Source organism: Sphingomonas sp. LR59, assembly GCF_036855945.1.
Classification (GTDB): domain Bacteria; phylum Pseudomonadota; class Alphaproteobacteria; order Sphingomonadales; family Sphingomonadaceae; genus Sphingomonas.
In genome coordinates this window covers 2134824-2154548 of the sequence record NZ_JASPFL010000001.1, presented here as the reverse complement: position 1 = coordinate 2154548, position 19725 = coordinate 2134824, and the positions used below count along the sequence as shown (strand labels likewise).

At 64.5% G+C, this 19725-nt stretch carries 30 protein-coding genes; 27 read left to right on the top strand and 3 right to left on the bottom strand.

Going from position 1 to position 19725, the window contains the following annotated elements; all coding sequences use genetic code 11:
- Positions 1-116: 116 nt before the first annotated feature.
- The 24 genes from rpsJ (at position 117) to QP164_RS09805 (ending at position 14153) form a co-directional block, all read left to right on the top strand.
- Positions 117-425 carry a 30S ribosomal protein S10 gene (rpsJ, locus tag QP164_RS09920; RefSeq protein WP_007406109.1) on the top strand — a complete coding sequence of 103 codons (309 nt, stop codon included), beginning with the start codon at positions 117-119 and terminating at the stop codon, positions 423-425.
- 288 nt (positions 426-713) lie between these two features.
- A complete protein-coding gene (gene rplC / locus QP164_RS09915; RefSeq protein WP_056060507.1) occupies positions 714-1460 on the top strand; it encodes a 50S ribosomal protein L3 in 747 nt (248 codons plus the stop codon).
- Positions 1461-1462: 2 nt separating this feature from the next.
- Entirely contained in the window at positions 1463-2089 is a 627-nt protein-coding gene (gene rplD / locus QP164_RS09910; protein WP_056047616.1) for a 50S ribosomal protein L4, read from the top strand.
- A complete protein-coding gene (locus QP164_RS09905; protein WP_056047618.1) occupies positions 2082-2396 on the top strand; it encodes a 50S ribosomal protein L23 in 315 nt (104 codons plus the stop codon). Before rplD ends, QP164_RS09905 begins: the two co-directional genes overlap by 8 nt.
- Before the next feature lie 4 nt (positions 2397-2400).
- Positions 2401-3240, top strand: coding sequence for a 50S ribosomal protein L2 (gene rplB / locus QP164_RS09900; RefSeq protein WP_055872649.1), 840 nt, complete (start codon positions 2401-2403; stop codon positions 3238-3240).
- Position 3241: 1 nt separating this feature from the next.
- The gene (rpsS, locus tag QP164_RS09895) at positions 3242-3517 is read left to right on the top strand and encodes a 30S ribosomal protein S19 (protein WP_031393761.1); all 276 of its coding nucleotides are present in this window, start codon (positions 3242-3244) and stop codon (positions 3515-3517) included.
- Complete coding sequence (rplV, locus tag QP164_RS09890) at positions 3517-3894, top strand: 50S ribosomal protein L22 (RefSeq protein WP_056047621.1); 378 nt, start codon at positions 3517-3519, stop codon at positions 3892-3894. The genes rpsS and rplV overlap by 1 nt, the downstream gene beginning before the upstream one ends.
- A complete protein-coding gene (rpsC, locus tag QP164_RS09885) occupies positions 3894-4601 on the top strand; it encodes a 30S ribosomal protein S3 (protein ID WP_055872646.1) in 708 nt (235 codons plus the stop codon). The genes rplV and rpsC overlap by 1 nt, the downstream gene beginning before the upstream one ends.
- A 62-nt stretch (positions 4602-4663) precedes the next feature.
- Entirely contained in the window at positions 4664-5050 is a 387-nt protein-coding gene (gene rplP / locus QP164_RS09880; RefSeq protein WP_416365596.1) for a 50S ribosomal protein L16, read from the top strand.
- Positions 5051-5054: 4 nt separating this feature from the next.
- Positions 5055-5261 (top strand): 50S ribosomal protein L29, encoded by a 207-nt coding sequence (rpmC, locus tag QP164_RS09875; protein ID WP_055872644.1) that lies wholly within the window; start codon positions 5055-5057, stop codon positions 5259-5261.
- 10 nt (positions 5262-5271) lie between these two features.
- Positions 5272-5544, top strand: coding sequence for a 30S ribosomal protein S17 (gene rpsQ / locus QP164_RS09870; RefSeq protein ID WP_031393756.1), 273 nt, complete (start codon positions 5272-5274; stop codon positions 5542-5544).
- A 301-nt stretch (positions 5545-5845) separates the two neighbouring features.
- Positions 5846-6214 carry a 50S ribosomal protein L14 gene (gene rplN, locus QP164_RS09865; RefSeq protein ID WP_031393755.1) on the top strand — a complete coding sequence of 123 codons (369 nt, stop codon included), beginning with the start codon at positions 5846-5848 and terminating at the stop codon, positions 6212-6214.
- Positions 6214-6531, top strand: coding sequence for a 50S ribosomal protein L24 (gene rplX / locus QP164_RS09860; RefSeq protein ID WP_056047623.1), 318 nt, complete (start codon positions 6214-6216; stop codon positions 6529-6531). Before rplN ends, rplX begins: the two co-directional genes overlap by 1 nt.
- Positions 6524-7144, top strand: a complete 621-nt coding sequence (gene rplE, locus QP164_RS09855; protein WP_333923023.1) for a 50S ribosomal protein L5 — start codon at positions 6524-6526, stop codon at positions 7142-7144. Before rplX ends, rplE begins: the two co-directional genes overlap by 8 nt.
- A 126-nt stretch (positions 7145-7270) precedes the next feature.
- The gene (rpsN, locus tag QP164_RS09850) at positions 7271-7576 is read left to right on the top strand and encodes a 30S ribosomal protein S14 (protein WP_056015537.1); all 306 of its coding nucleotides are present in this window, start codon (positions 7271-7273) and stop codon (positions 7574-7576) included.
- Positions 7577-7586: 10 nt separating this feature from the next.
- On the top strand, positions 7587-7982 hold the full coding sequence (gene rpsH / locus QP164_RS09845; RefSeq protein ID WP_031393751.1) for a 30S ribosomal protein S8: 396 nt from the start codon (positions 7587-7589) through the stop codon (positions 7980-7982).
- Positions 7982-8515 carry a 50S ribosomal protein L6 gene (gene rplF, locus QP164_RS09840; RefSeq protein WP_056047628.1) on the top strand — a complete coding sequence of 178 codons (534 nt, stop codon included), beginning with the start codon at positions 7982-7984 and terminating at the stop codon, positions 8513-8515. The genes rpsH and rplF overlap by 1 nt, the downstream gene beginning before the upstream one ends.
- Positions 8515-8871 carry a 50S ribosomal protein L18 gene (rplR, locus tag QP164_RS09835; RefSeq protein WP_031393749.1) on the top strand — a complete coding sequence of 119 codons (357 nt, stop codon included), beginning with the start codon at positions 8515-8517 and terminating at the stop codon, positions 8869-8871. The genes rplF and rplR overlap by 1 nt, the downstream gene beginning before the upstream one ends.
- Before the next feature lie 3 nt (positions 8872-8874).
- A complete protein-coding gene (rpsE, locus tag QP164_RS09830) occupies positions 8875-9669 on the top strand; it encodes a 30S ribosomal protein S5 (RefSeq protein ID WP_060524133.1) in 795 nt (264 codons plus the stop codon).
- A 6-nt stretch (positions 9670-9675) separates the two neighbouring features.
- Positions 9676-9852: a 50S ribosomal protein L30 gene (rpmD, locus tag QP164_RS09825; RefSeq protein ID WP_055872633.1), complete on the top strand. Its 177-nt coding sequence runs from the start codon at positions 9676-9678 to the stop codon at positions 9850-9852.
- A gap of 120 nt (positions 9853-9972) precedes the next feature.
- Positions 9973-10515 (top strand): 50S ribosomal protein L15, encoded by a 543-nt coding sequence (gene rplO, locus QP164_RS09820; RefSeq protein ID WP_056047631.1) that lies wholly within the window; start codon positions 9973-9975, stop codon positions 10513-10515.
- Between the two features lie 302 nt (positions 10516-10817).
- A complete protein-coding gene (gene secY / locus QP164_RS09815; protein WP_055872627.1) occupies positions 10818-12182 on the top strand; it encodes a preprotein translocase subunit SecY in 1365 nt (454 codons plus the stop codon).
- A 52-nt stretch (positions 12183-12234) separates the two neighbouring features.
- The gene (locus QP164_RS09810; protein WP_333923022.1) at positions 12235-12885 is read left to right on the top strand and encodes an adenylate kinase; all 651 of its coding nucleotides are present in this window, start codon (positions 12235-12237) and stop codon (positions 12883-12885) included.
- A 575-nt stretch (positions 12886-13460) separates the two neighbouring features.
- On the top strand, positions 13461-14153 hold the full coding sequence (locus QP164_RS09805; RefSeq protein WP_132741525.1) for a winged helix-turn-helix domain-containing protein: 693 nt from the start codon (positions 13461-13463) through the stop codon (positions 14151-14153).
- 414 nt (positions 14154-14567) lie between these two features.
- Here QP164_RS09805 and QP164_RS09800 read toward each other — a convergent pair whose 3' ends face one another.
- The gene (locus QP164_RS09800; protein ID WP_333923021.1) at positions 14568-14870 is read right to left on the bottom strand and encodes a hypothetical protein; all 303 of its coding nucleotides are present in this window, start codon (positions 14868-14870) and stop codon (positions 14568-14570) included.
- Positions 14871-14901: 31 nt separating this feature from the next.
- Here QP164_RS09800 and QP164_RS09795 point away from each other — a divergent pair, with 31 nt between their 5' ends.
- Positions 14902-15510, top strand: coding sequence for a sensor histidine kinase (locus QP164_RS09795; protein WP_333923020.1), 609 nt, complete (start codon positions 14902-14904; stop codon positions 15508-15510).
- A 20-nt stretch (positions 15511-15530) separates the two neighbouring features.
- Positions 15531-16940, top strand: coding sequence for an MFS transporter (locus QP164_RS09790; RefSeq protein WP_333923019.1), 1410 nt, complete (start codon positions 15531-15533; stop codon positions 16938-16940).
- Between the two features lie 61 nt (positions 16941-17001).
- Here the strand turns inward: QP164_RS09790 and rsmD are convergent, their stop codons facing one another.
- Positions 17002-17544: a 16S rRNA (guanine(966)-N(2))-methyltransferase RsmD gene (gene rsmD, locus QP164_RS09785; protein WP_333923018.1), complete on the bottom strand. Its 543-nt coding sequence runs from the start codon at positions 17542-17544 to the stop codon at positions 17002-17004.
- Positions 17544-19136 (bottom strand): pseudouridine synthase, encoded by a 1593-nt coding sequence (locus QP164_RS09780; protein WP_333923017.1) that lies wholly within the window; start codon positions 19134-19136, stop codon positions 17544-17546. The genes rsmD and QP164_RS09780 overlap by 1 nt, the downstream gene beginning before the upstream one ends.
- Positions 19137-19256: 120 nt before the next feature.
- Between QP164_RS09780 and QP164_RS09775 the strand changes: the two genes are divergently transcribed.
- Positions 19257-19688 (top strand): response regulator, encoded by a 432-nt coding sequence (locus tag QP164_RS09775; RefSeq protein WP_132898190.1) that lies wholly within the window; start codon positions 19257-19259, stop codon positions 19686-19688.
- Positions 19689-19725: the final 37 nt, after the last annotated feature.

Below are 19725 nucleotides of genomic sequence, written 5' to 3'. Positions count from 1 at the left end.
AAACCCGCACCCCCGGTTGCATTTCAACCGACTCTCCCGTAATGGCCCGCCTTCGGTTTAAACATCAACCAGCAAGAGCCCGGAAACGGGCCCGCTCTTTCGCATCGGTAGGGACTATGGACAGCAATATCCGCATTCGTCTGAAGGCGTTCGATCACCGTGTGCTCGATCAGGCCACTGGCGACATCGCCGACACCGCACGCCGCACCGGCGCGCTCATCCGCGGTCCGATTCCCCTTCCGACGCGCATCGAAAAGTTCACCGTGAACCGTGGCCCGCACATCGACAAGAAGTCGCGCGAGCAGTTCGAGGTGCGCACGTACAAGCGTATGCTGGATATCGTCCAGCCGACGCCGCAGACGGTCGATGCGCTGATGAAGCTGGACCTCGCCGCTGGCGTTGACGTCGAGATCAAGCTCGCCTAAGGGCTGGCGCGGCGCGGTCGACCGGTAACGGTCCCGCGCCGTTCGACATTGGGATACCGCCGTCGGTGAAAACCGACGGGGCAGCGTCCCCCGTCACGCTTCCGCATTCGCAGAAGCACCAGCCCGGGACGGGGGCACGTTTCGTATTTACCGGGTTGAACCGACTCCATTCAGGGCTTTTGCCGGGGATGGGGTCAGGTGGACGCATCATGGAGCTCGCTCCGGACATGGTCCGCAAGCCCCCGAGGAATAGTCCGACGGGGCCTCTGTCTAGGAAGGGACAAGATCATGCGTACTGGCGTGATCGCGAAGAAGATGGGGATGACCCGCCTGTTCCAGGAAGATGGTCGGCACGTGCCGGTCACCGTTCTGGCACTCGAAGGCAATCAGGTCGTTTCCGTTCGCGAAATGGATCGTGACGGCTACACTGCCGTCCAGCTTGGTGCAGGTGTCGCCAAGTCGAAGAATGTCGCAAAGCCGCAGCGCGGCCATTTCGGCAAGGCCGAAGTGGAGCCCAAGGCTGTCGTCCATGAGTTCCGCGTGAACGCAGACGGCCTGCTCGACGTCGGTGCCGAGATCTCGGCTGACCATTACGTCGCAGGCCAGATCGTCGATATCCAGGGCAAGACCCAGGGTAAGGGCTTCCAGGGTGGCATGAAGCGTTGGGGCTTCGGCGGTCTGCGGGCAACCCACGGCGTGTCGGTCTCGCACCGTTCGCTTGGTTCGACCGGTCAGCGCCAGGATCCGGGCAAGGTCTTCAAGAACAAGAAGATGGCCGGCCACATGGGCGACAAGTACCGCACCCAGCAGAACCTCGAGATCGTATCGACGGACGTCGAGCGTGGTCTCCTGTTCGTCAAGGGTTCGGTTCCTGGCTCAAAGGGCGGCTGGCTCTTCGTCAAGGACTCGGTGAAGGTCGCGCGCCACGCCGACGCACCGTTCCCCGCCGGTCTCAAGACCGCAAACAGCAACACCGCAGCAGACACGCCGGCCGAAACGACCGACGCACCTGCAGCCGACGGCCAGGAGGGCTGAGCGTGAAGATCAAGGTTTCATCTTTCGCCGGCACTGACGCAGCGGACATCGAGCTCAACGACGAGGTCTTCGGCCTCGATCCGCGCGCCGACATCCTGCACCGCGTCGTCACCTGGCAGCTCGAGAAGCGTCGCGAGACGGCTCGTGGCACCCGTGAGCGCGCAGACGTCGCTCGCACCGGCAAGAAGTTCGGTCGCCAGAAGGGCGGCGGTACGGCTCGTCACGGCGATCGTCGCGCACCTGTGTTCATCGGTGGTGGTAAGGCACACGGCGCACGCGTCCGTGACTTCAATCCGTCGCTGAACAAGAAGGTTCGCTCGCTCGGCCTGCGCATGGCTCTCAGCAGCCACGCCAAGGCGGGTTCGCTGGTCATCATGGACAGCCTGGCTGTCGAGGGTGGCAAGACCAAGACGCTGCAGGGCGATCTCGCAAAGCTCGGCTTCGGCAAGCGTGCGCTCGTCATCGACGGCGACATGGTCGACACCAGCTTCGCATTCGCTGCGGGCAACCTGTACGAAGTGAACGTGATGCCGGCTGCCGGCGCGAACGTTTACGACATCCTGAAGCATGACACGCTGGTGCTGACGCGCGCCGCTGTCGAAAAGCTGGAGGCGCGCTTCCATGGCTAAGAAGCAGAAGGCGGGCATCGATAATCGTCATTACGACGTTATTCTAGCCCCGCACATCACCGAGAAGACGACGACCCTGTCGGAGTTCAACGCGGTTGTGTTCAAGGTATCGAACGATGCCACGAAGCCCGAGATCAAGGCGGCCGTTGAGGCGCTGTTCGACGTGAACGTCGTCGGCGTGAACACGCTCGTCCAGAAGGGCAAGACCAAGAAGTGGAAGGGCACGAACTACTCGCGCTCCGACATGAAAAAGGCAATCGTGACGTTGAAGGACGGTCAGTCCATCGACGTGACGACGGGGATCTGAGGCCATGGCACTCAAGCATTATAATCCGACATCGCCGGCACGCCGCGGTCTCATCCTGGTCGACAAGTCGTCGCTCTGGAAGGGCCGCCCCGTCAAGGCGCTGACCGAAGGTAAGCACAAGACCGGCGGTCGTAACAACAAGGGCCATGTGACCTCGCGCGGCATCGCCGGCGGTCACAAGCAGAAGTACCGCTACATCGACTTCAAGCGTCGCAAGTGGGACGTCGAAGGCACCGTCGAGCGGATCGAGTATGATCCCAACCGCACCGCGTTCATCGCCCTGGTCAAGTACCCGGACGAGGAACTCGCCTACATCCTGGCGCCGCAGCGTCTGGCCGTCGGCGACAAGGTCCTCGCGGCCAAGAAGACCGACGTGAAGCCAGGCAATGCCATGGAACTCGGTCAGATGCCGGTCGGCACCATCGTCCACAACGTGGAGATGAAGCCGATGAAGGGTGGCCAGATCGCCCGTTCGGCCGGCACGTACGTGCAGGTCGTCGGTCGCGACAAGGGCATGGTGATGGTCCGCCTGAACTCGGGCGAGCAGCGCTACATCCGCAGCGATTGCATGGCGACGGTTGGCGCGGTCTCGAACCCCGACAACCAGAACCAGAACCTGGGCAAGGCAGGCCGTTCGCGCTGGATGGGTATCCGTCCTCTGACGCGCGGCGTCGCCAAGAACCCGGTCGACCATCCGCACGGCGGTGGTGAAGGCCGTACCTCGGGTGGTCGTCATCCGGTTACGCCTTGGGGCAAGCCGACGAAGGGTGCGCGCACGCGTCATAACAAGTCGACCGACAAGATGATCATCCGGTCGCGTCATTCGACGAAGAGGAAGGGCTAACATGGCTCGTTCAGTCTGGAAGGGCCCCTTCGTGGACCTTCATCTGCTCAAGAAGGCAGAAACCGCCCAGGACACCAACGCGCGTTCGCCGATCAAGACCTGGTCGCGTCGCTCGACGATCCTGCCGTCGTTCGTGGGTCTCACGTTCAACGTCTATAACGGCCGCAAGTTCGTGCCCGTCTCGGTCAACGAAGACATGGTCGGCATGAAGCTCGGTGAGTTCGCGCCCACGCGCTACTTCCCCGGCCACTCCGCCGACAAGAAGGGCAAGCGCTGATGTCTAAGCAAGTCAGCCCGCGCAAGGTCGCGGACAACGAGGCGCTTTCGGTCGGTACGCAGATCCGTGGTTCCGCGCAGAAGCTCGGCCTCGTGGCTGCGCTGATCCGTGGCAAGAAGGTCGGCGATGCGATGAACATCCTCGCCTTCTCGACCAAGGGCATGGCGATCGAAGCGCGCAAGGTGCTGGCCTCGGCCATCGCCAACGCCGAGAACAACCATAACCTCGACGTCGACGCGCTCGTCGTCGCCGAGGCTTCGGTCGGCAAGTCGATCACGATGAAGCGCTTCGCTACCCGCGGCCGCGGCAAGTCGACCCGCATTCTCAAGCCATTCAGCCGTCTGCGCATCGTCGTGCGCGAGCAGGAAGAAGCATAATGGGTCAGAAGAGCAACCCCATCGGTCTGCGTCTGCAGATCAACCGTACCTGGGATAGCCGCTGGTACGCCGAAGGCGCCGACTATGGTCGGCTCCTGCTCGAGGATCTCAAGATCCGCGCATTCATCATGAAGACGCTGCCGCAGGCCGCGATCTCCAAGGTGGTCATCGAGCGTCCGGCCAAGCTGGCCCGCATCTCCATCTTCGCTGCACGCCCCGGCGTGATCATCGGCAAGAAGGGTGCGGACATCGAGAAGCTGCGTTCGACGATCGGCAAGATGACGTCGTCGACCGTGTCGCTGAACATCGTCGAGATCCGCAAGCCGGAAGTCGATGCGCGTCTCGTCGCGCAGGGCATCGCCGATCAGCTCGAGCGTCGTATCGCCTTCCGTCGCGCCATGAAGCGTGCGGTCCAGTCGGCGATGCGTCTCGGTGCCGAAGGCATCCGGGTGAACTGCGGTGGCCGTCTTGGCGGCGCCGAGATCGCACGGTCGGAGAGCTATCGTGAGGGTCGGGTTCCGTTGCACACGCTGCGCGCGAACATCGATTATGCCGAGGCTACGGCGCACACGTCTTACGGCGTTTGCGGCGTGAAGGTCTGGGTCTTCAAGGGCGAGATTCTCGGCAACGATCCGACGTCGTACGACCGCATCATGATGGAGGCTCAGACCTCCGGTGTGCGGCCGCAGCGCGACGATCGTCGCTAAGGGGCAGGAACAGACATGCTGCAACCAAAAAGACCAAGTTCCGGAAGGCCTTCAAGGGCAAGATTTCGGGCGACGCCAAGAGTGGCTTCTCGCTCAATTTCGGCTCCTACGGCCTCAAGGCGATGGAACCCGACCGGATCACCGCACGCCAGATCGAGGCGGCCCGCCGCGCGATCACGCGTCACATGAAGCGCCAGGGGCGTTTGTGGATCCGCATCTTCCCAGACCTTCCGGTCTCGGGAAAGCCAGCCGAAGTCCGCATGGGTAAGGGCAAGGGCGCGCCGGAATACTGGGCCGCTCGCGTCAAGCCGGGTCGGATCCTGTTCGAGCTCGACGGCGTCGACGGCAAGATCGCCGCCGAGGCGTTCGAGCGGGCGGCCATGAAGCTGCCGATCAAGGTAAAGGTCGTTGCCCGCCTGGGCGACACCTCGCATCTGGGAGGCGAGTAAGATCATGGCTCGTATCGACGACATGAAAACCAAGAGCGACGACCAGCTGTCGGAGTCGCTCGGCGAACTAAAGCGCGAGCAGTTCAACCTGCGCTTCCAGGCCGCCACGAACCAGCTCGAAAAGCCGAGCCGCGTTCGTGAGGTCCGCCGCGACATCGCTCGCATCAAGACCCTGCAGGCTCAGCGCACCAGCGCTGAAGCCGCGAAGTAAGGAACGTATCATGCCGAAGCGCGTGCTGACCGGTCTGGTCGTGTCCGACAAGGGCGACAAGACGGTGGTCGTGAACGTCGAGCGTAAGGTGAAGCACCCGCTCTACGGGAAGATCATCCGTCGCTCGAAGAAGTATCATGCTCATGACGAGAGCAACGAGTTCAAGCAGGGCGAGACCGTGCGGATCGAAGAGACCGCACCGATTTCCAAGCTGAAGACCTGGAAGGTGATCGAGCGGGTCAACACCCACGCGACGCCGGAGCGGGCTTCGGCCGAGGGCTGAACTGGTACGCTCCAAGCCCCGTCATCCCAGCGAAAGCCGGGATCTCGTGGTGAGGGGCGATCTGCTCGAACCGGTTCCCGTCATCCTGACGAAAGTCAGGATCCAGAGCCAGGAGCGTAACGCTTCATAACTCTGGATCCCAGCTTTCGCTGGGATGGCGGTTTACATTGGAACCTTGTGTTCCATCGACGGAACGGCTAAGCGGCCGCTCCTCCCCGTTGCGGTTCGTCCGTGGCGGGGTGATTTTTTAGGCGGGGTTCGGTCGGTATCGACCCCAGAGACAGAGAAGGGATACGGATCCATGATCCAGATGCAGTCCAATCTCGACGTCGCTGACAACAGCGGCGCGAAGCGGGTGCAGTGCATCAAGGTGCTTGGGGGTTCCAAGCGTCGTGTTGCAGGCGTTGGCGACATCATCGTCGTCAGCATCAAGGAAGCGCAGCCACGTGGCCGTGTGAAGAAGGGCGACGTTCACCGCGCGGTGATCGTGCGTACCGCCAAGGATATCCGCCGTGCAGACGGTACGGTCATCCGCTTCGACGGCAATGCCGCGGTGCTGGTCAACAAGAACGAGGAGCCGATCGGCACCCGTATCTTCGGCCCAGTCGTTCGCGAGCTGCGCGGCAAGAAGCACATGAAGATCATCAGCCTCGCGCCGGAGGTGCTGTAATGGCGTCGCAGCGTATCAAGAAGGGTGACAAGGTCATCGTCCTGTCCGGCAAGGACAAGGGCAAGACCGGTGAAGTCACCGTCTCCATGCCGAAGACCGACAAGGTCGTCGTATCGGGCGTCAACATCGCCGTGCGCCACACCAAGCCGACTCAGGGTGACCCGCAGGGTGGCCTGATCCGCAAGGAAGCACCGATGCACGTTTCGAAGGTCGCGCACGTGACCGCCGACGGCAAGCCGACCCGCGTCCGCTTCGAGGAGCAGGACGGCAAGAAGGTCCGCGTCGCCGTCAAGACCGGGGAGAAGATCAATGGTTGATCAGAACACTGGCGAGCAGGCCGGCACCGAGGCCGTCTACGTCGCGCGCATGCGCAAGCTGTACGACGAGACGATCATCAAGGCGATGACCGAGAAGTTCGGTTACAAGAACGTCATGGAGATCCCGCGGCTCGACAAGATCGTGCTGAACATGGGCGTCGGCGAAGCCACGCAGGACAAGAAGAAGGTCGACCAGGCTGCTTCCGAAATGGAGCTGATCGCCGGCCAGAAGCCTGTCGTGACGAAGGCAAAGAAGTCGATCGCGCAGTTCAAGCTGCGTGAAGGTATGCCGATCGGCGTGAAGGTCACCCTTCGCCGCGAGCGCATGTACGAGTTCCTCGACCGTTTCATCACGATCGCTCTTCCCCGCGTCCGCGATTTTCGCGGTCTCAACCCGAAGAGCTTCGATGGCCGTGGCAACTATGCCTGCGGTATCAAGGAGCAGATCGTTTTCCCAGAAATCAGCTATGACCGGGTCGACAAGATCCGCGGCATGGATGTGATCGTGACGACGACCGCAAAGACCGACGACGAGGCTCGCGAGCTTCTCCGTCTGTTCGGTTTCCCGTTCCCGATCGAAGACGACGCTGCCGACGAGAAGAAGGCAGCTTAATCTAAGTCCCCCTCCCGCTTGCGGGAGGGGTCAGAGAGGGGCCTCGCGCCTAACGGGCGTTGGTCCTTCCCTCCCCAACCCCTCCCGCAAGCGGGAGGGGAGCTAGCAAAGAAAGAACTTAAGTCGATGGCGAAACTGAGTTCAGTCAACAAGAACGAGCGCCGCAAGCGCATGGTCAAGCAGTATGCCCCGAAGTACGCGGCACTGAAGGCAATCGCAGCGGACAAGACGCTCGACGACGGTGAGCGTCTGATCGCTCGCCTCAAGATGGCGGCACTGCCGCGCAACGCGAACCCGACCCGCATCCGTAACCGGTGCGAGCTGACCGGTCGCCCGCGCGCCTATTACCGCAAGTTCCGGCTCTGCCGTATTCAGCTGCGCGATCTGGCCAACAAGGGCCTCATCCCCGGCGTCACGAAGTCGAGCTGGTAAGGACTAAATCATGGCAGTGACCGATCCCCTGGGTGATTTGCTCACCCGTATCCGTAATGGCCAGCGCGCGAAGAAGGACTCCGTCCTCACGCCGGCGTCGAAGCTGCGCGTCCGCGTGCTCGACGTTCTGCAGCGCGAAGGCTATATCCGTGGCTACAGCGAAGAGCAGATGGGCCCCGCGGCCGGCCTTCGCATCGAACTGAAGTATTTCGAGGGCCAGCCTGCGATCAAGCATGTCGCACGCGTCTCGAAGCCCGGCCGTCGCGTCTATTCCGGCTCGCAGGAACTCCCGCGCGTCCGTAACGGCCTCGGCATCACCATCGTCTCGACGCCCCGCGGCGTGCTGTCGGATTCCGAAGCACGCGAGCAGAACGTCGGCGGCGAAGTCCTCGCGGAGGTGTTCTGATGAGCCGCATTGGTAAGAAGCCGGTCACCGTACCGGCGGGCATCACGCCGACCATCGAGAACAAGCAGCTGACCATGAAGGGCCCCAAGGGTACCCTCAAGATGCCGCTTCGCGACGAGATCAGCTACACGATCGAAGACGGCGGCATTTCGGTGCAGCCGGCCAACGACACCAAGCGCGCGCGCGCGTTCTGGGGCATGCAGCGGACCATGGTGCAGAACCTGGTCACCGGCGTGTCGGAAGGCTTCACCAAGAAGCTGCTGATCACCGGCGTCGGCTATCGTGCCGCCGCGCAGGGCCGCAACCTCAAGCTGCAGCTCGGCTACAGCCATGACGTCAACATCGACGTGCCGGAGGGGATCGAAGTCAAGACTCCCGACAACACGACGATCGAGATCTCGGGTTCGGACAAGCAGATGGTCGGTCAGCTGGCCGCGGAAATTCGTCAGTGGCGCAAGCCCGAGCCTTACAAGGGCAAGGGTATCAAGTACGACGGCGAGTTCATCTTCCGCAAGGAAGGGAAGAAGAAGTAATGACCAAGGGACTTTCTCTTTTCGCCAAGCGGCGTCGCCGCAACCGTACCGCGCTCCGCGCACGTGCAGGCACCCGTCCGCGGTTGTCGGTGCATCGCTCGGGCAAGCACATCTATGCCCAGGTGATCGACGATGCCGCCGGCACGACGGTCGCATCGGCCTCGACGCTGGAGAAGGACGTGCGCGGCACGTCCGGCGCCAACATCGACGCGGCGACTTCGGTCGGCAAGCGCGTCGCCGAGGCTGCCAAGGCAGCGGGCGTGACCCAGGTCGTGTTCGATCGCGGCGGCTTCCTCTACCACGGTCGCGTGAAGGCTCTTGCCGATGCCGCGCGCGAAGCCGGATTGGAGTTCTAAGACATGGCTGACGAAAACAACACGCCGGCAGTAATCGCTCCCGAGACGACCGCACAGGACGTCACGGCTCAGAACGTTCCGCAGAGCACTGGCTACCAGGGCAACAACGGTGGCGGTCGCGGTCGCGGCGGTCCCGGTGGCGGCGGCGGCGGTGGTCGTGGTGGCCCCGGTGGCAACCGCAGCGGGGGCCCAGGCGGCAACCGCGGTGGTCGCGACGGCGGTCGCGGTCGCGACAATCGTGGCGGTCGTCCCGGTGCGGACGATGGCGGCGAAGAGCTGATCGAGAAGCTGGTGCACATCAACCGCGTCTCGAAGACGGTCAAGGGCGGTAAGCGCTTCGGCTTCGCAGCACTCGTCGTCGTCGGCGACGGCAAGGGTCGTGCAGGCTTCGGTCATGGCAAGGCACGCGAAGTGCCGGAAGCCATCTCGAAGGCGACGGCTGCTGCCAAGAAGAAGATGGTTCGCGTTCCGTTGAAGGACGGTCGCACGCTGCATCATGACGGCAACGGTCACTTCGGTGCCGGCAAGGTCACGCTGCGGTCGGCGCCTCAGGGTACGGGCATCATCGCCGGTGGCCCGATGCGCGCAGTCTTCGAATCGCTGGGCGTTGCGGACGTTGTGACCAAGTCGGTCGGCACGTCGAACCCCTACAACATGATCCGCGCCACGTTCGAGGCCCTTGGCGAGCAGACCTCGCCCAAGGCCGTCGCACAGCGTCGCGGCAAGAAGATCGCCGACCTGCTCGGCCATGGTGGTTCGAAGACCGCCGAGGCCGATGCAGCTGCGATCACGGAGTAAGCGATCATGGCAACCATCAAGATCACGCAGACCGGTTCGCCGATCCGCCGCGAGAAGGATCAGCGCGCAACGCTGATCGGTCTCGGTCTCAACAAGATGCACAAGACCCGCGAGCTGGAAGACAGCCCAGAGGTCCGCGGCATGATCCGCAAGGTGCAGCACATGGTGTCCGTCGAAGGCTGAGCCTTCACGCTACCTAGTGACAAATACCGGGAAGGGGGCTAACGGCCCCCTTCCTCATTTCCGGATTCGAACCCGGCGATTTCAAACCAGCGCGTAACAAGCGAAAGCGAGTGCATTACCATGAAGCTCAACGAACTCCGCGATAACGAAGGTGCCCGTAAGTCCAAGATGCGCGTCGGACGCGGCATCGGCTCGGGCAAGGGCAAGACCGCAGGCCGCGGCCAGAAGGGCCAGAAGAGCCGCGAGGGCGTGTCCATCGCCGGTTTCGAAGGCGGCCAGATGCCACTGCACATGCGTCTGCCTAAGCGCGGCTTCAACAACATCTTCCGCAAGGACTTCGCAGAGGTCAACCTCGGCGCGATCCAGCTCGCGGTCGACGCCGGCAAGATCGAGGCTAACGCCACGCTCGACCACGACGCGCTGAAGGCCGCTGGCCTGGCACGCGGCGGCAAGGACGGCGTCCGCCTCCTCGCCAAGGGCGAGCTGACCACGGTCCTCTCGTTCACCGTCGACGGCGCCTCGAAGGGCGCGATCGAAGCGGTCGAGAAGATCGGCGGCAAGGTCGAGGTGATCCACTTCGTCCCCGCAGCCGAGAAGGCTGCCGCCAAGAAGGGCGTGAAGTACAAGGAGCGTGCGGCGCACAAGGCTTCGTTCAAGGCTTAAGCTGAACTGAAGGGGGCGGGTGCGAAAGCGCTGGCCCCCTTTTATTTGCCTGACCTGGCGTCTTCCCGTCTCCCACTTCTGACCTGCCGCCGTTCAGCGATTTCCCTTCCTCCGTTCGCCCTGAGCGAAGTCGAAGGGTACGTCACTCGGGGCAATGTCCTTCGACTTCGCTCAGGACGAACGGGTCATGGGACGACCGGAAGTAGCCTTAGCCATTAGACAAGCGCGCCCGTGCGCCTATATGAGCGGCGGGGGCGGTCACAACGCATCCCGCCTTCTTTGTTTCCAGGACGATCACACGCATGGCATCCGCAGCCGACCAGATGGCGCAAAGCATCAGCCTTTCGAAATTCGCGAAGGCGACCGACCTCAAGAAGCGGTTGTGGTTCACGATCGGTGCGCTGATCATTTTCCGCCTGCTCAGCTATGTCCCGCTGCCGGGTGTCGACCCGACCGCGCTTGGCCTGCTCTCGCAGCAGACGCAGGGCGGCGTGCTCGATTTCTTCAACACCTTCTCGGGTGGCTCGCTCAGCCGTATGTCGCTGATCGCGCTCGGTGTGATGCCCTACATCACCGCCTCGATCGTGGTGCAGCTCGCGACCTCGCTGTCGCCGACGCTCGCGGCCATCAAGAAGGACGGCGAATCGGGTCGCAAGCGGCTCAACCAGTATACGCGCTACGGCACCGTCGGCCTGACCGCAGTGCAGGGCTATTTCATCGCCGTCGGCCTTGAGACGCTCGGCGCGGCACAAGGTATCCAGGCGGTCATCGAGCCCGGCATGATGTTCCGCGTCGCCGCGGTCATCTCGCTGATCGGCGGTACGATGTTCCTGATGTGGCTTGGCGAGCAGATCACCAGCCGCGGGATCGGCAACGGCGTTTCGCTGATCATCATGGCCGGCATCGTCGCGCATCTGCCCGTCACGCTGGTCAACCTGCTCGAAGGCGGCCGCTCGGGCTCGCTCGATCCGATCAAGCTGATCGGCATCGTCGTCGCGGTGGTCGTGCTGATCCTCTTCATCTGCTTCATGGAGCGCGCGCAGCGCCGCATCCTGATCCAGTATCCAAAGCGCCAGACGCAGCGCGGCATGCAAGCCGATCGCAGCCATCTGCCGCTGAAGATCAACACCGCCGGTGTGATCCCGCCGATCTTCGCGTCGTCGCTGCTGCTGATGCCGCTGACGATCTCGCAGTTCGCCGGTCAGCGCGTTGCAGGTGAGTCGAAGTGGGGTGACTTCATCATCACCCTCAACCAGTATCTGCAGCACGGTTCGCCCGTGTACATGCTGCTCTACGGAGCCGGCATCATCTTCTTCTCGTTCTTCTACACCGCGGTCGTCTTCAACCCCGAGGAAACCGCCGACAATCTGAAGCGCAATGGCGGGTTCATTCCTGGCATCCGTCCGGGCAAGAACACCGAGAATTACTTCGATTATGTGCTGACGCGCATCACCGTGATCGGTGCGGCGTATCTGACGATCATCTGCCTGTTGCCAGAATATCTGGTGACCGCGTTGCAGATCCCGTTTTACCTGGGTGGCACCAGCCTGCTGATCGTCGTCAACGTGACGATGGACACGGTGACGCAGATCCAGTCGCACCTGCTGGCGCACCAGTATGGCGACCTGATCAAGAAGGCGAAGCTCAAGGGCAATCGACTTCGTTAAGCTGCCGGTCTAACGCGGTAAAAATCCTGCACGAACGAGGGGAGTGCGTTTCGTGAATATCATCCTTCTTGGACCGCCCGGCGCGGGCAAGGGCACCCAAGCCGCCACGCTCGTCAACGAGCGCGGCATGGTGCAGCTTTCGACCGGTGACATGCTGCGCGCAGCGGTCGCCGCCGGAACGCCGGTCGGCCTCCAGGCGAAGTCCGTCATGGAATCGGGCGGTCTCGTGTCTGACGAGATCGTGTCGGGCATCATCGGCGAGCGGCTCGACCAGCCGGACACCGCGAACGGCGTCATCTTCGACGGCTATCCCCGCACTGCGGCACAGGCGGAAGCGCTCGACGGTCTGCTGGCCGATCGTGGCCGTACGCTCGACTACGTCATCGAACTGGGCGTCGATGAAGCCGCATTGATCGACCGCGTCGTCGGCCGCTACACCTGCGCCAAGTGCGGCACGGGCTATCACGATCGTTACAAGAAGCCGGTCGTTGCCGGCGTCTGTGACGTCTGCGGCTCGACGGAGTTCAAGCGTCGTCCCGACGACAACGCGGAAACGGTTCACAACCGCATGGCCGAATACCGCGCGAAGACGGCACCGATCCTGCCGATCTACGACGCACGAGGCCTGGTCCACCGCGTCGACGGCATGGCCGACATCGCACATGTCGGCGCGGCGATCGCCTCGATCCTCGACAAGAAGTAGGCGTAAGTAAGCGTGTTCCCCGCGGAGGCGGGGGCCCAGACTGGGCCCCGCCTCCGCGGGGGAACACGGCATCGGGCGCGATGATCTTACGTCTCCCTCTCTTACGCTTTTCTGTTTCTCTCCCCCACTCCGTCATCCCGGCGAACGCCGGGACCCACGGTACGGCGGATCATGCGTTAGCTTGCAACCACCACCAACTCCGCAACCATGGGTCCCGGCGTTCGCCGGGATGACGGCGAGGGCCGGGACGTATCGCGGGGGTGCTTTGCTAGCTTGATCCCACAACGCGCGGCGGTACCACCTTCGTATTCGTATTCGTATTCGCGTTGCTCTTACCGTCGCCCGCGCCCCGATCAACATGACGCAATTGTCACCCGTCGGTCATCGCCCTGATCCCCACTCGATCCTAGAACCAACCCGTGGCCAGCAACGGTCGCACGCGTTTCCAGAGATCGGTGCCCGTCACTCCCGGGGGTACCGTGGGGGCCGGTGGGAAGACTTCTTTCCGCCGGCCTTTCCGTTTATGAGGGCAGGAGATAGTGACCGATTTCGGTGGCAGGGAAGGTGATAGCGCGTTGAGCCGCAAGATTTTGATCGTCGAGGACGATGCGTCGACATCCGCGTATCTTGCCAAGGGTTTAGCCGAAGCCGGGCATGCAATCGAAGCCTGCGCCGACGGCCGCGACGGCCTGTTCCTCGCCAGCGAGGGCATCTTCGACCTGATCATCGCCGACCGCATGCTGCCCGGCCTCGACGGCCTGTCGATGGTCAGCGCTATTCGTGCCGCCGGCATCGCCACGCCCGTCCTGATCCTGTCCGCGCTCGCTGCGGTCGATGACCGCGTCGATGGTCTCAAGGCCGGTGCCGACGATTACCTCTGCAAGCCGTTCTCCTTCGCCGAGCTCTCCGCCCGGATCGAGGCCATGCTCCGCCGCTCCGACCGCGCCGCAACCGAGCCGCAGAAGACCAAGCTCTCCGTCGGCGACCTGGAGATCGACCTGCTCGCTCGCGCCGTGTCGCGCGCAGGCCGCTCGATCCCGCTTGGTGCGCGCGAATTCAATCTGCTCGAATTTCTCGCGCGCCACGCCGGCCAGGTCGTGACGCGGACGATGATGCTCGAGAAGATCTGGAACTATCATTTCGACCCAGGTTCGAACGTCGTCGACGTCCATATCGGCCGCCTCCGTCGCAAGCTAGAGGACGGCTTCCCGACGCCGATCCTGCACACGGTGCGCGGCGCAGGCTACCGGCTCGCCGTTGAAAACTGACCCGGAGGAGTGATTCGCCTTTCGGTAACAGCCCGGATTGCGTTGCTCTCGATCGCGCTGGCGCTGGTGTCCAATCTGGCCCTTGTCGGCTTCGTCTGGAAGACCACCAGCGCCGATGCGATCGATGCGATTCGTCGCGAGACTACCGAGCAATCCGAAGCGTTGCGTGCAGTCTGGCGTAGCGGTGGGCTTCCCGCGGTCCGCCAGGCGATCGATGGTGCGGTTGTTCCCGGCGACGTTTCGCTCGTCCTCGCGGTGATCGACCCGGAGGGACGGGCGCTGGTGGGGATCGCGCCAGACCGGCTCGCTGTACCGCTCAAAACCACGCATTTCCGGATCGCGCGGCTCGGCGCCGACGAACTCTGGTCGGCGCGTGAGTCGGGCTATGCGCTTCACCCGCTGGGCGATTATTGGCTACTCACAGGGCGCAATCTCGACCTGATCGCCGCAGAGGAGCGTGCGATCGAACGCGCGCTCGCGGTTGCCGTGTTCCTTTCGCTCGCGCTTGGCGTGGTCGGGGGCCTCGTTCTCACGCGCTATGTCGGTCGCCGCCTCGACGGCATCGCCAAGGCGATCGAAGCGGCGGGCGAGGGCGACCTCTCGCGTCGCGTCGACATGGTCGCCGGCGGTGGCGACGCGTTCGATCGTCTGGCCGCGCGGCTGAACGTCATGCTCGGCAAGCTCGAAGGCGTGATGGCCGAATTGCGAGATCGTCACCGACAGCCTCGCGCACGACCTCCGTTCGCCCTTGGCGCGCCTGCGCACCAAGACCGAGCAGGCGGTGCTGATCGCCGATCCGGATGCGCGCGAGGCGGCGCTGGGCGGGCTGCTGGTCGAGACCGATCTCGTCATGCGGATGCTGACGATGGTGATCGAGATCAGCCGCTCGGGCTCGGTCTCGCGCGATCGCTTCATCGAGGTATCGCCGGCGAACTTGCTCGAAGAGATCGGCGAACTCTACGCCCCGGTCGCGGAAGACGCCGGCCTCGTCTTCACGATCGCGATCGACGACCGCCCGCCGCCGATGAAGCTGCACCGCGAGTTGATCAGTCAGGCGATCACCAACCTGATCGACAACGCGCTCCGCCACGGTGCCGGGGGCGGCGAGGTCACGCTGCGCATCGTCCACCGCACCGACGGCGTGGCGATCCAGGTCGAGGACCGCGGCCCCGGCATCGCCGCCGCCGACCGTGCGCAGGCGCTGAAGCGGTTCGGCCGCCTCGATAGCGCACGGTCCACGCCCGGCGCCGGCCTCGGCATGGCGCTGATCGAAGCGGTCGCGCGGCTCCACGACGGTCACTTCGAACTCGCCGACAACGCGCCGGGCCTCGTCGCAAGGATCGTCTTGCCCGTCTGATCCTCCCCTGCAAGGGGGAGGTGGCTGGCACTAGCCAGACGGAGGAGGAGGAATGGAGAACCTACGTTCCGTGTCCTCCCCCTCCGTCGCTTCGCGCCACCCCCCTGGCAGGGGAGGATCGTAAGCCGCAATCGGTTGACCGGAACCGCCCCGGAGGCGATGCCGTCAGGATGACGACACTCGCCTCCAACCGCCGCATCCTCGCCGCCAGCCTGGTCGGCACTGCGGTCGAGTTCTACGACTTCTACATCTACGCCACCGCCGCCGCGCTCGTATTCGGGCCGCTGTTTTTCTCGGGCCAATCCGACTCCGCGCAGTTGCTACTGAGCTATGCCACGTTCGGGCTCGCGTTCGTCGCTCGCCCGGTCGGCGCGATCGTGTTCGGGCATTTCGGTGACCGTGTTGGCCGGAAATCCACGCTTGTCGCATCGCTGTTGCTAATGGGCGGATCGACCGTCGGTATCGCCTTCCTGCCGACCTATGCGCAGGTCGGCTGGATCGCACCAGCGCTGCTCTGTTTGATGCGGCTGGGGCAGGGGTTAGGCCTCGGCGGCGAATGGGGCGGGGCGGCATTGCTCGCGGTCGAGAATGCGCCGCCGCACCGCAAGAATACCTGGGGCATGTTCCCGCCGCTCGGGGCGCCTGTCGGCTTTCTCGCCGCCAATGGGCTGTTCCTCATCATCGGGCTGGTACTCGACGAGGCGCAGTTCATTGCCTGGGGCTGGCGGATCCCGTTCCTGTTGAGCGCGATCCTCGTCGGGCTCGGTCTCTGGGTGCGCCTCAAGCTGACCGAGACGCCCGCCTTCCTCGAAGCGGAGGCGACCGAGGCGCTACCCAAGGTGCCGATCGCAACGCTGCTGACGAAGCATCTGCGCGCTACGCTGGCTGGCACATTCGGCGTCATTGCGTGCTTCGCACTGTTCTACCTCGCGACCGCATTCGCGCTTGGCTACGGGACGAAGACGCTCGGCTATTCTCGCGAGGCATTTCTGGCGGTCGAACTGGTCGCGATCTGGTTCCTGGCGGGCGGCGTGATCGTCGCGAGCGTGCTGGCGGACCGGCATTCCGCGGCACGGATGCTGGCGATCGGGTTTGCCGGATGCATCGGCGTCGGCGCGCTGATGGGGCCGATGCTGGGCTCGGGATCGCTGTTCACGGTGTGGCTGTGGCTGTCGGGCGCGCTGTTCGTGATGGGGTTCGCCTACGGACCGCTCGGCGGATGGCTGCCGAGCCTGTTCCCGGCGGGTGTGCGCTATACCGGGGTGTCGATGACGTTCAACTTGGGCGGCGTGCTCGGCGGTGCGCTCGCGCCGATCGTGGCGGAGGCGCTCGCGCCGCGCGGGTTGTGGCTGGTCGGCGGGTATCTGATGGCGGCGGGCGTGTTGAGTTTAGGCGGGCTGCTTATCCTGGGTCGCACGACCGACCACTAACTTGTTCTCTCGCGAAGGCGGGAGCCCAGACTGGGCTCCCGCCTTCGCGAGAGAACACGCTTTACGCTGAAACTGGCCGCAACAGCGTCAGTCGCGCCTTGCCGTGCACCCGCGTCGCGTCGACCTCGAAGCCGGCCAGTTCGACGACTTCGGCCTTGGCCGTCTCGAGGCTGATCCACGTCGCCGGCCCGACCCAACCCAGCCGCGACAGCTTGTCGAGCGCGACGAGTCCGGCACCGGTGTTGTACGGCGGGTCCATCAGGATCACGTCGAGCGGCGCCGGTGCGGGCCCAAGCGCCATCACCGACGCCGCACGGACATCGCCGCGGATCTCAAGCTTGGCGAGATTGCCCTTCAGCGCGTCGACCGCCAGCTTGTCCGATTCGACGAACATGCACGTCGCCGCCCCGCGCGACAGCGCCTCGATCCCGAGCGCGCCCGAGCCTGCGAACAGATCGGCGACCGCCAACCCCTCGAAGCTGCCAACGCGGCTGGTCAGCATCGAGAACAACGTCTCGCGCATCCGGTCTGCGGTCGGGCGGGTGGTGTCACCCTTGGGTGCGGCGATCTGGCGCCCGCGATACTGCCCTGCGATGATACGCATCAGCGTTTCCCTCCACGTGGTGCACGGGGCGGATGACCGCGCCCTCCCGACGGCCCCTTGCCGGGCGCCGTGGGGCGAGTCCCCGCTCGGGCCGTGCCGGCGCATCGCGCACCGGCCGTGGCTCGGCACCCGGACGTCCGGAAGCACTGCGCGCGGCACGTTTGTCTAGCGAACTGCGGCCGCGCGAGATCATCGGCCTGCGGACGGAAACCACGCTGCGGCTCCTGACGCTGCGGCGTATCGGCGCGACGTGGCGTCACGGTGCCCCCGGCGCCGACCCGAGACGGGGCTGCACGATCGCGCGGCGGCTTGGCAGCACGGAAATGCTTGATCTTCGGGCTGGTGCTGAGCTCCTCGCCGCGATCCGCCCGCTCCTGACGAACATAAGGCTTCGACATGTCGCCACTGGTCGGCCGGGCGTGATGCGTGCCCGTCGGCCGAGAGGCATTCCGCGTATCCGGCCGCGCCCAGGGATCGTTGACGTCCCCGCGCTGCATTGCGGCAGTTGGGCGAATCCGTTCGGGCCGTGCAGGTCGTAAGGGACGATCGGTCGGCACGGTGCCGCTGGAGAAGCCCGAACTCGCCGGCGCCGTGTAGGGGCTGCGGACCGGGGCACGTGCACCGCCGGGAGCTGGCCGCGCACCCGGTGTCGGCCTTGCACCCGTCGCAGGTCGCCCCGTCGGCGCAGGACGGGCGGCATTGCTGCCCCGCTGGCTCGAACGTGCGCCGATCCCGGCGCCCGCACCGGCACTCGCGCTGATCCCGATATTGGCGCGCGCGCCCGGACCCTCGGGCCGACCCTTCGCCAGCTCCTTCTGGAACGCGACGACGTCGTGCTGCAGCACTTCGCCGATCTGCCCCGGCGGCAGGTCGCCGAGCACAAACGGACCATAGCGCGTCCGGATCAGCCGCGAGACCTGCAACCCGAGATGCTCCAGAACGCGGCGGACTTCGCGGTTCTTGCCCTCGGTCAGGATCATCTCGATCCACACGTTCGCGCCGGTTCGACGCTCGATATTCGCGTTGATCGAGCCATAGCGCACGCCCTCGATCTCGATCCCCTCGATCAGTTCCTCGAGCTGCGGCTGCGTGATGTTGCCATACGCGCGCGCGCGATAGGCGCGCTCGACGCCGGTCGCGGGCAGTTCGAGCTGGCGTTTGAGGCCACCATCGGTGGTCATCAGCAACAGCCCCTCGGTGTTGAGATCGAGGCGACCGACCGGCACCAGCCGCGGTAGATCCTGTGGCAGGCGATCGTAGATCGTCGTGCGGCCGGCGGGATCGCGCTCGGTGACGATCAGTCCGGTCGGCTTGTGATACAGGAACAGCCGCGCTGCGCTGGGCGCCTCGACCGGATCGCCGTCGACCGTCACGCCTGCCAAGTTGCGCAGGATCGTCGCGGGTGTGTCGAGGGTAGAGCCGTTGAGCGCGACGCGCCCCTCGGCGATCATCCGCTCGATATCGCGGCGCGAGGCGATCCCGGCGCGGGCGAGCAGCTTGGCGATGCGGTCGCCCTTGATCGGTGTGGCAGGAGTTGCAGGCGCGTCGGGCGACGGGCTGGCAGTCGGGTTATCGTCTTTTGAAGTCGTCATGGCGCGGCCGATACTATGGATCGGCCGCCAGCGCGAAAATATTTGCGACCGTTCGTGCTGCGGTGCGTTAACACCCGCAAGCGTAACGACCTTTCGCGCGCGACCGGGGGCCTTTCGGCAATGTTGTTCGGCAAGAAAAAGCGGCAGATCGTCCGGCTCCTCGTCGTCGAGGACGAACCGCTGGTAGCGTTCGACACCGAGTATTTCCTCGCCGAAGCGAAGTTCACGATCGTGGCGACGATCGACCGGGTCGCGGATGCGTTGCCGATCCTGGCTAGCGACACAGTGATCGACTTGGTGCTGGTCGACGTGAATTTGGCGGACGGTTCGGGCATCGACGTCGCGCGCGCGGCGCACGCACGCGGCGTGCCGGTGATGTTCGTTACAGGGAGTTGCCCGATCGAGGCGACGACGCTCGCCGCCGGCTGCATGGCCAAGCCCTACGCACCGCGCGACCTGATCGCTGCGATCGAGGCGATCGAGGCGACGCGCGCTGGCAGCAAGCCCAAGCGCGTTCCGTACGGCTTCACGCTGTTCGAAGCGAAAGCCTGACGTTTCCCCCGCGCTCCATCGCCTGACGGGTAGCGCG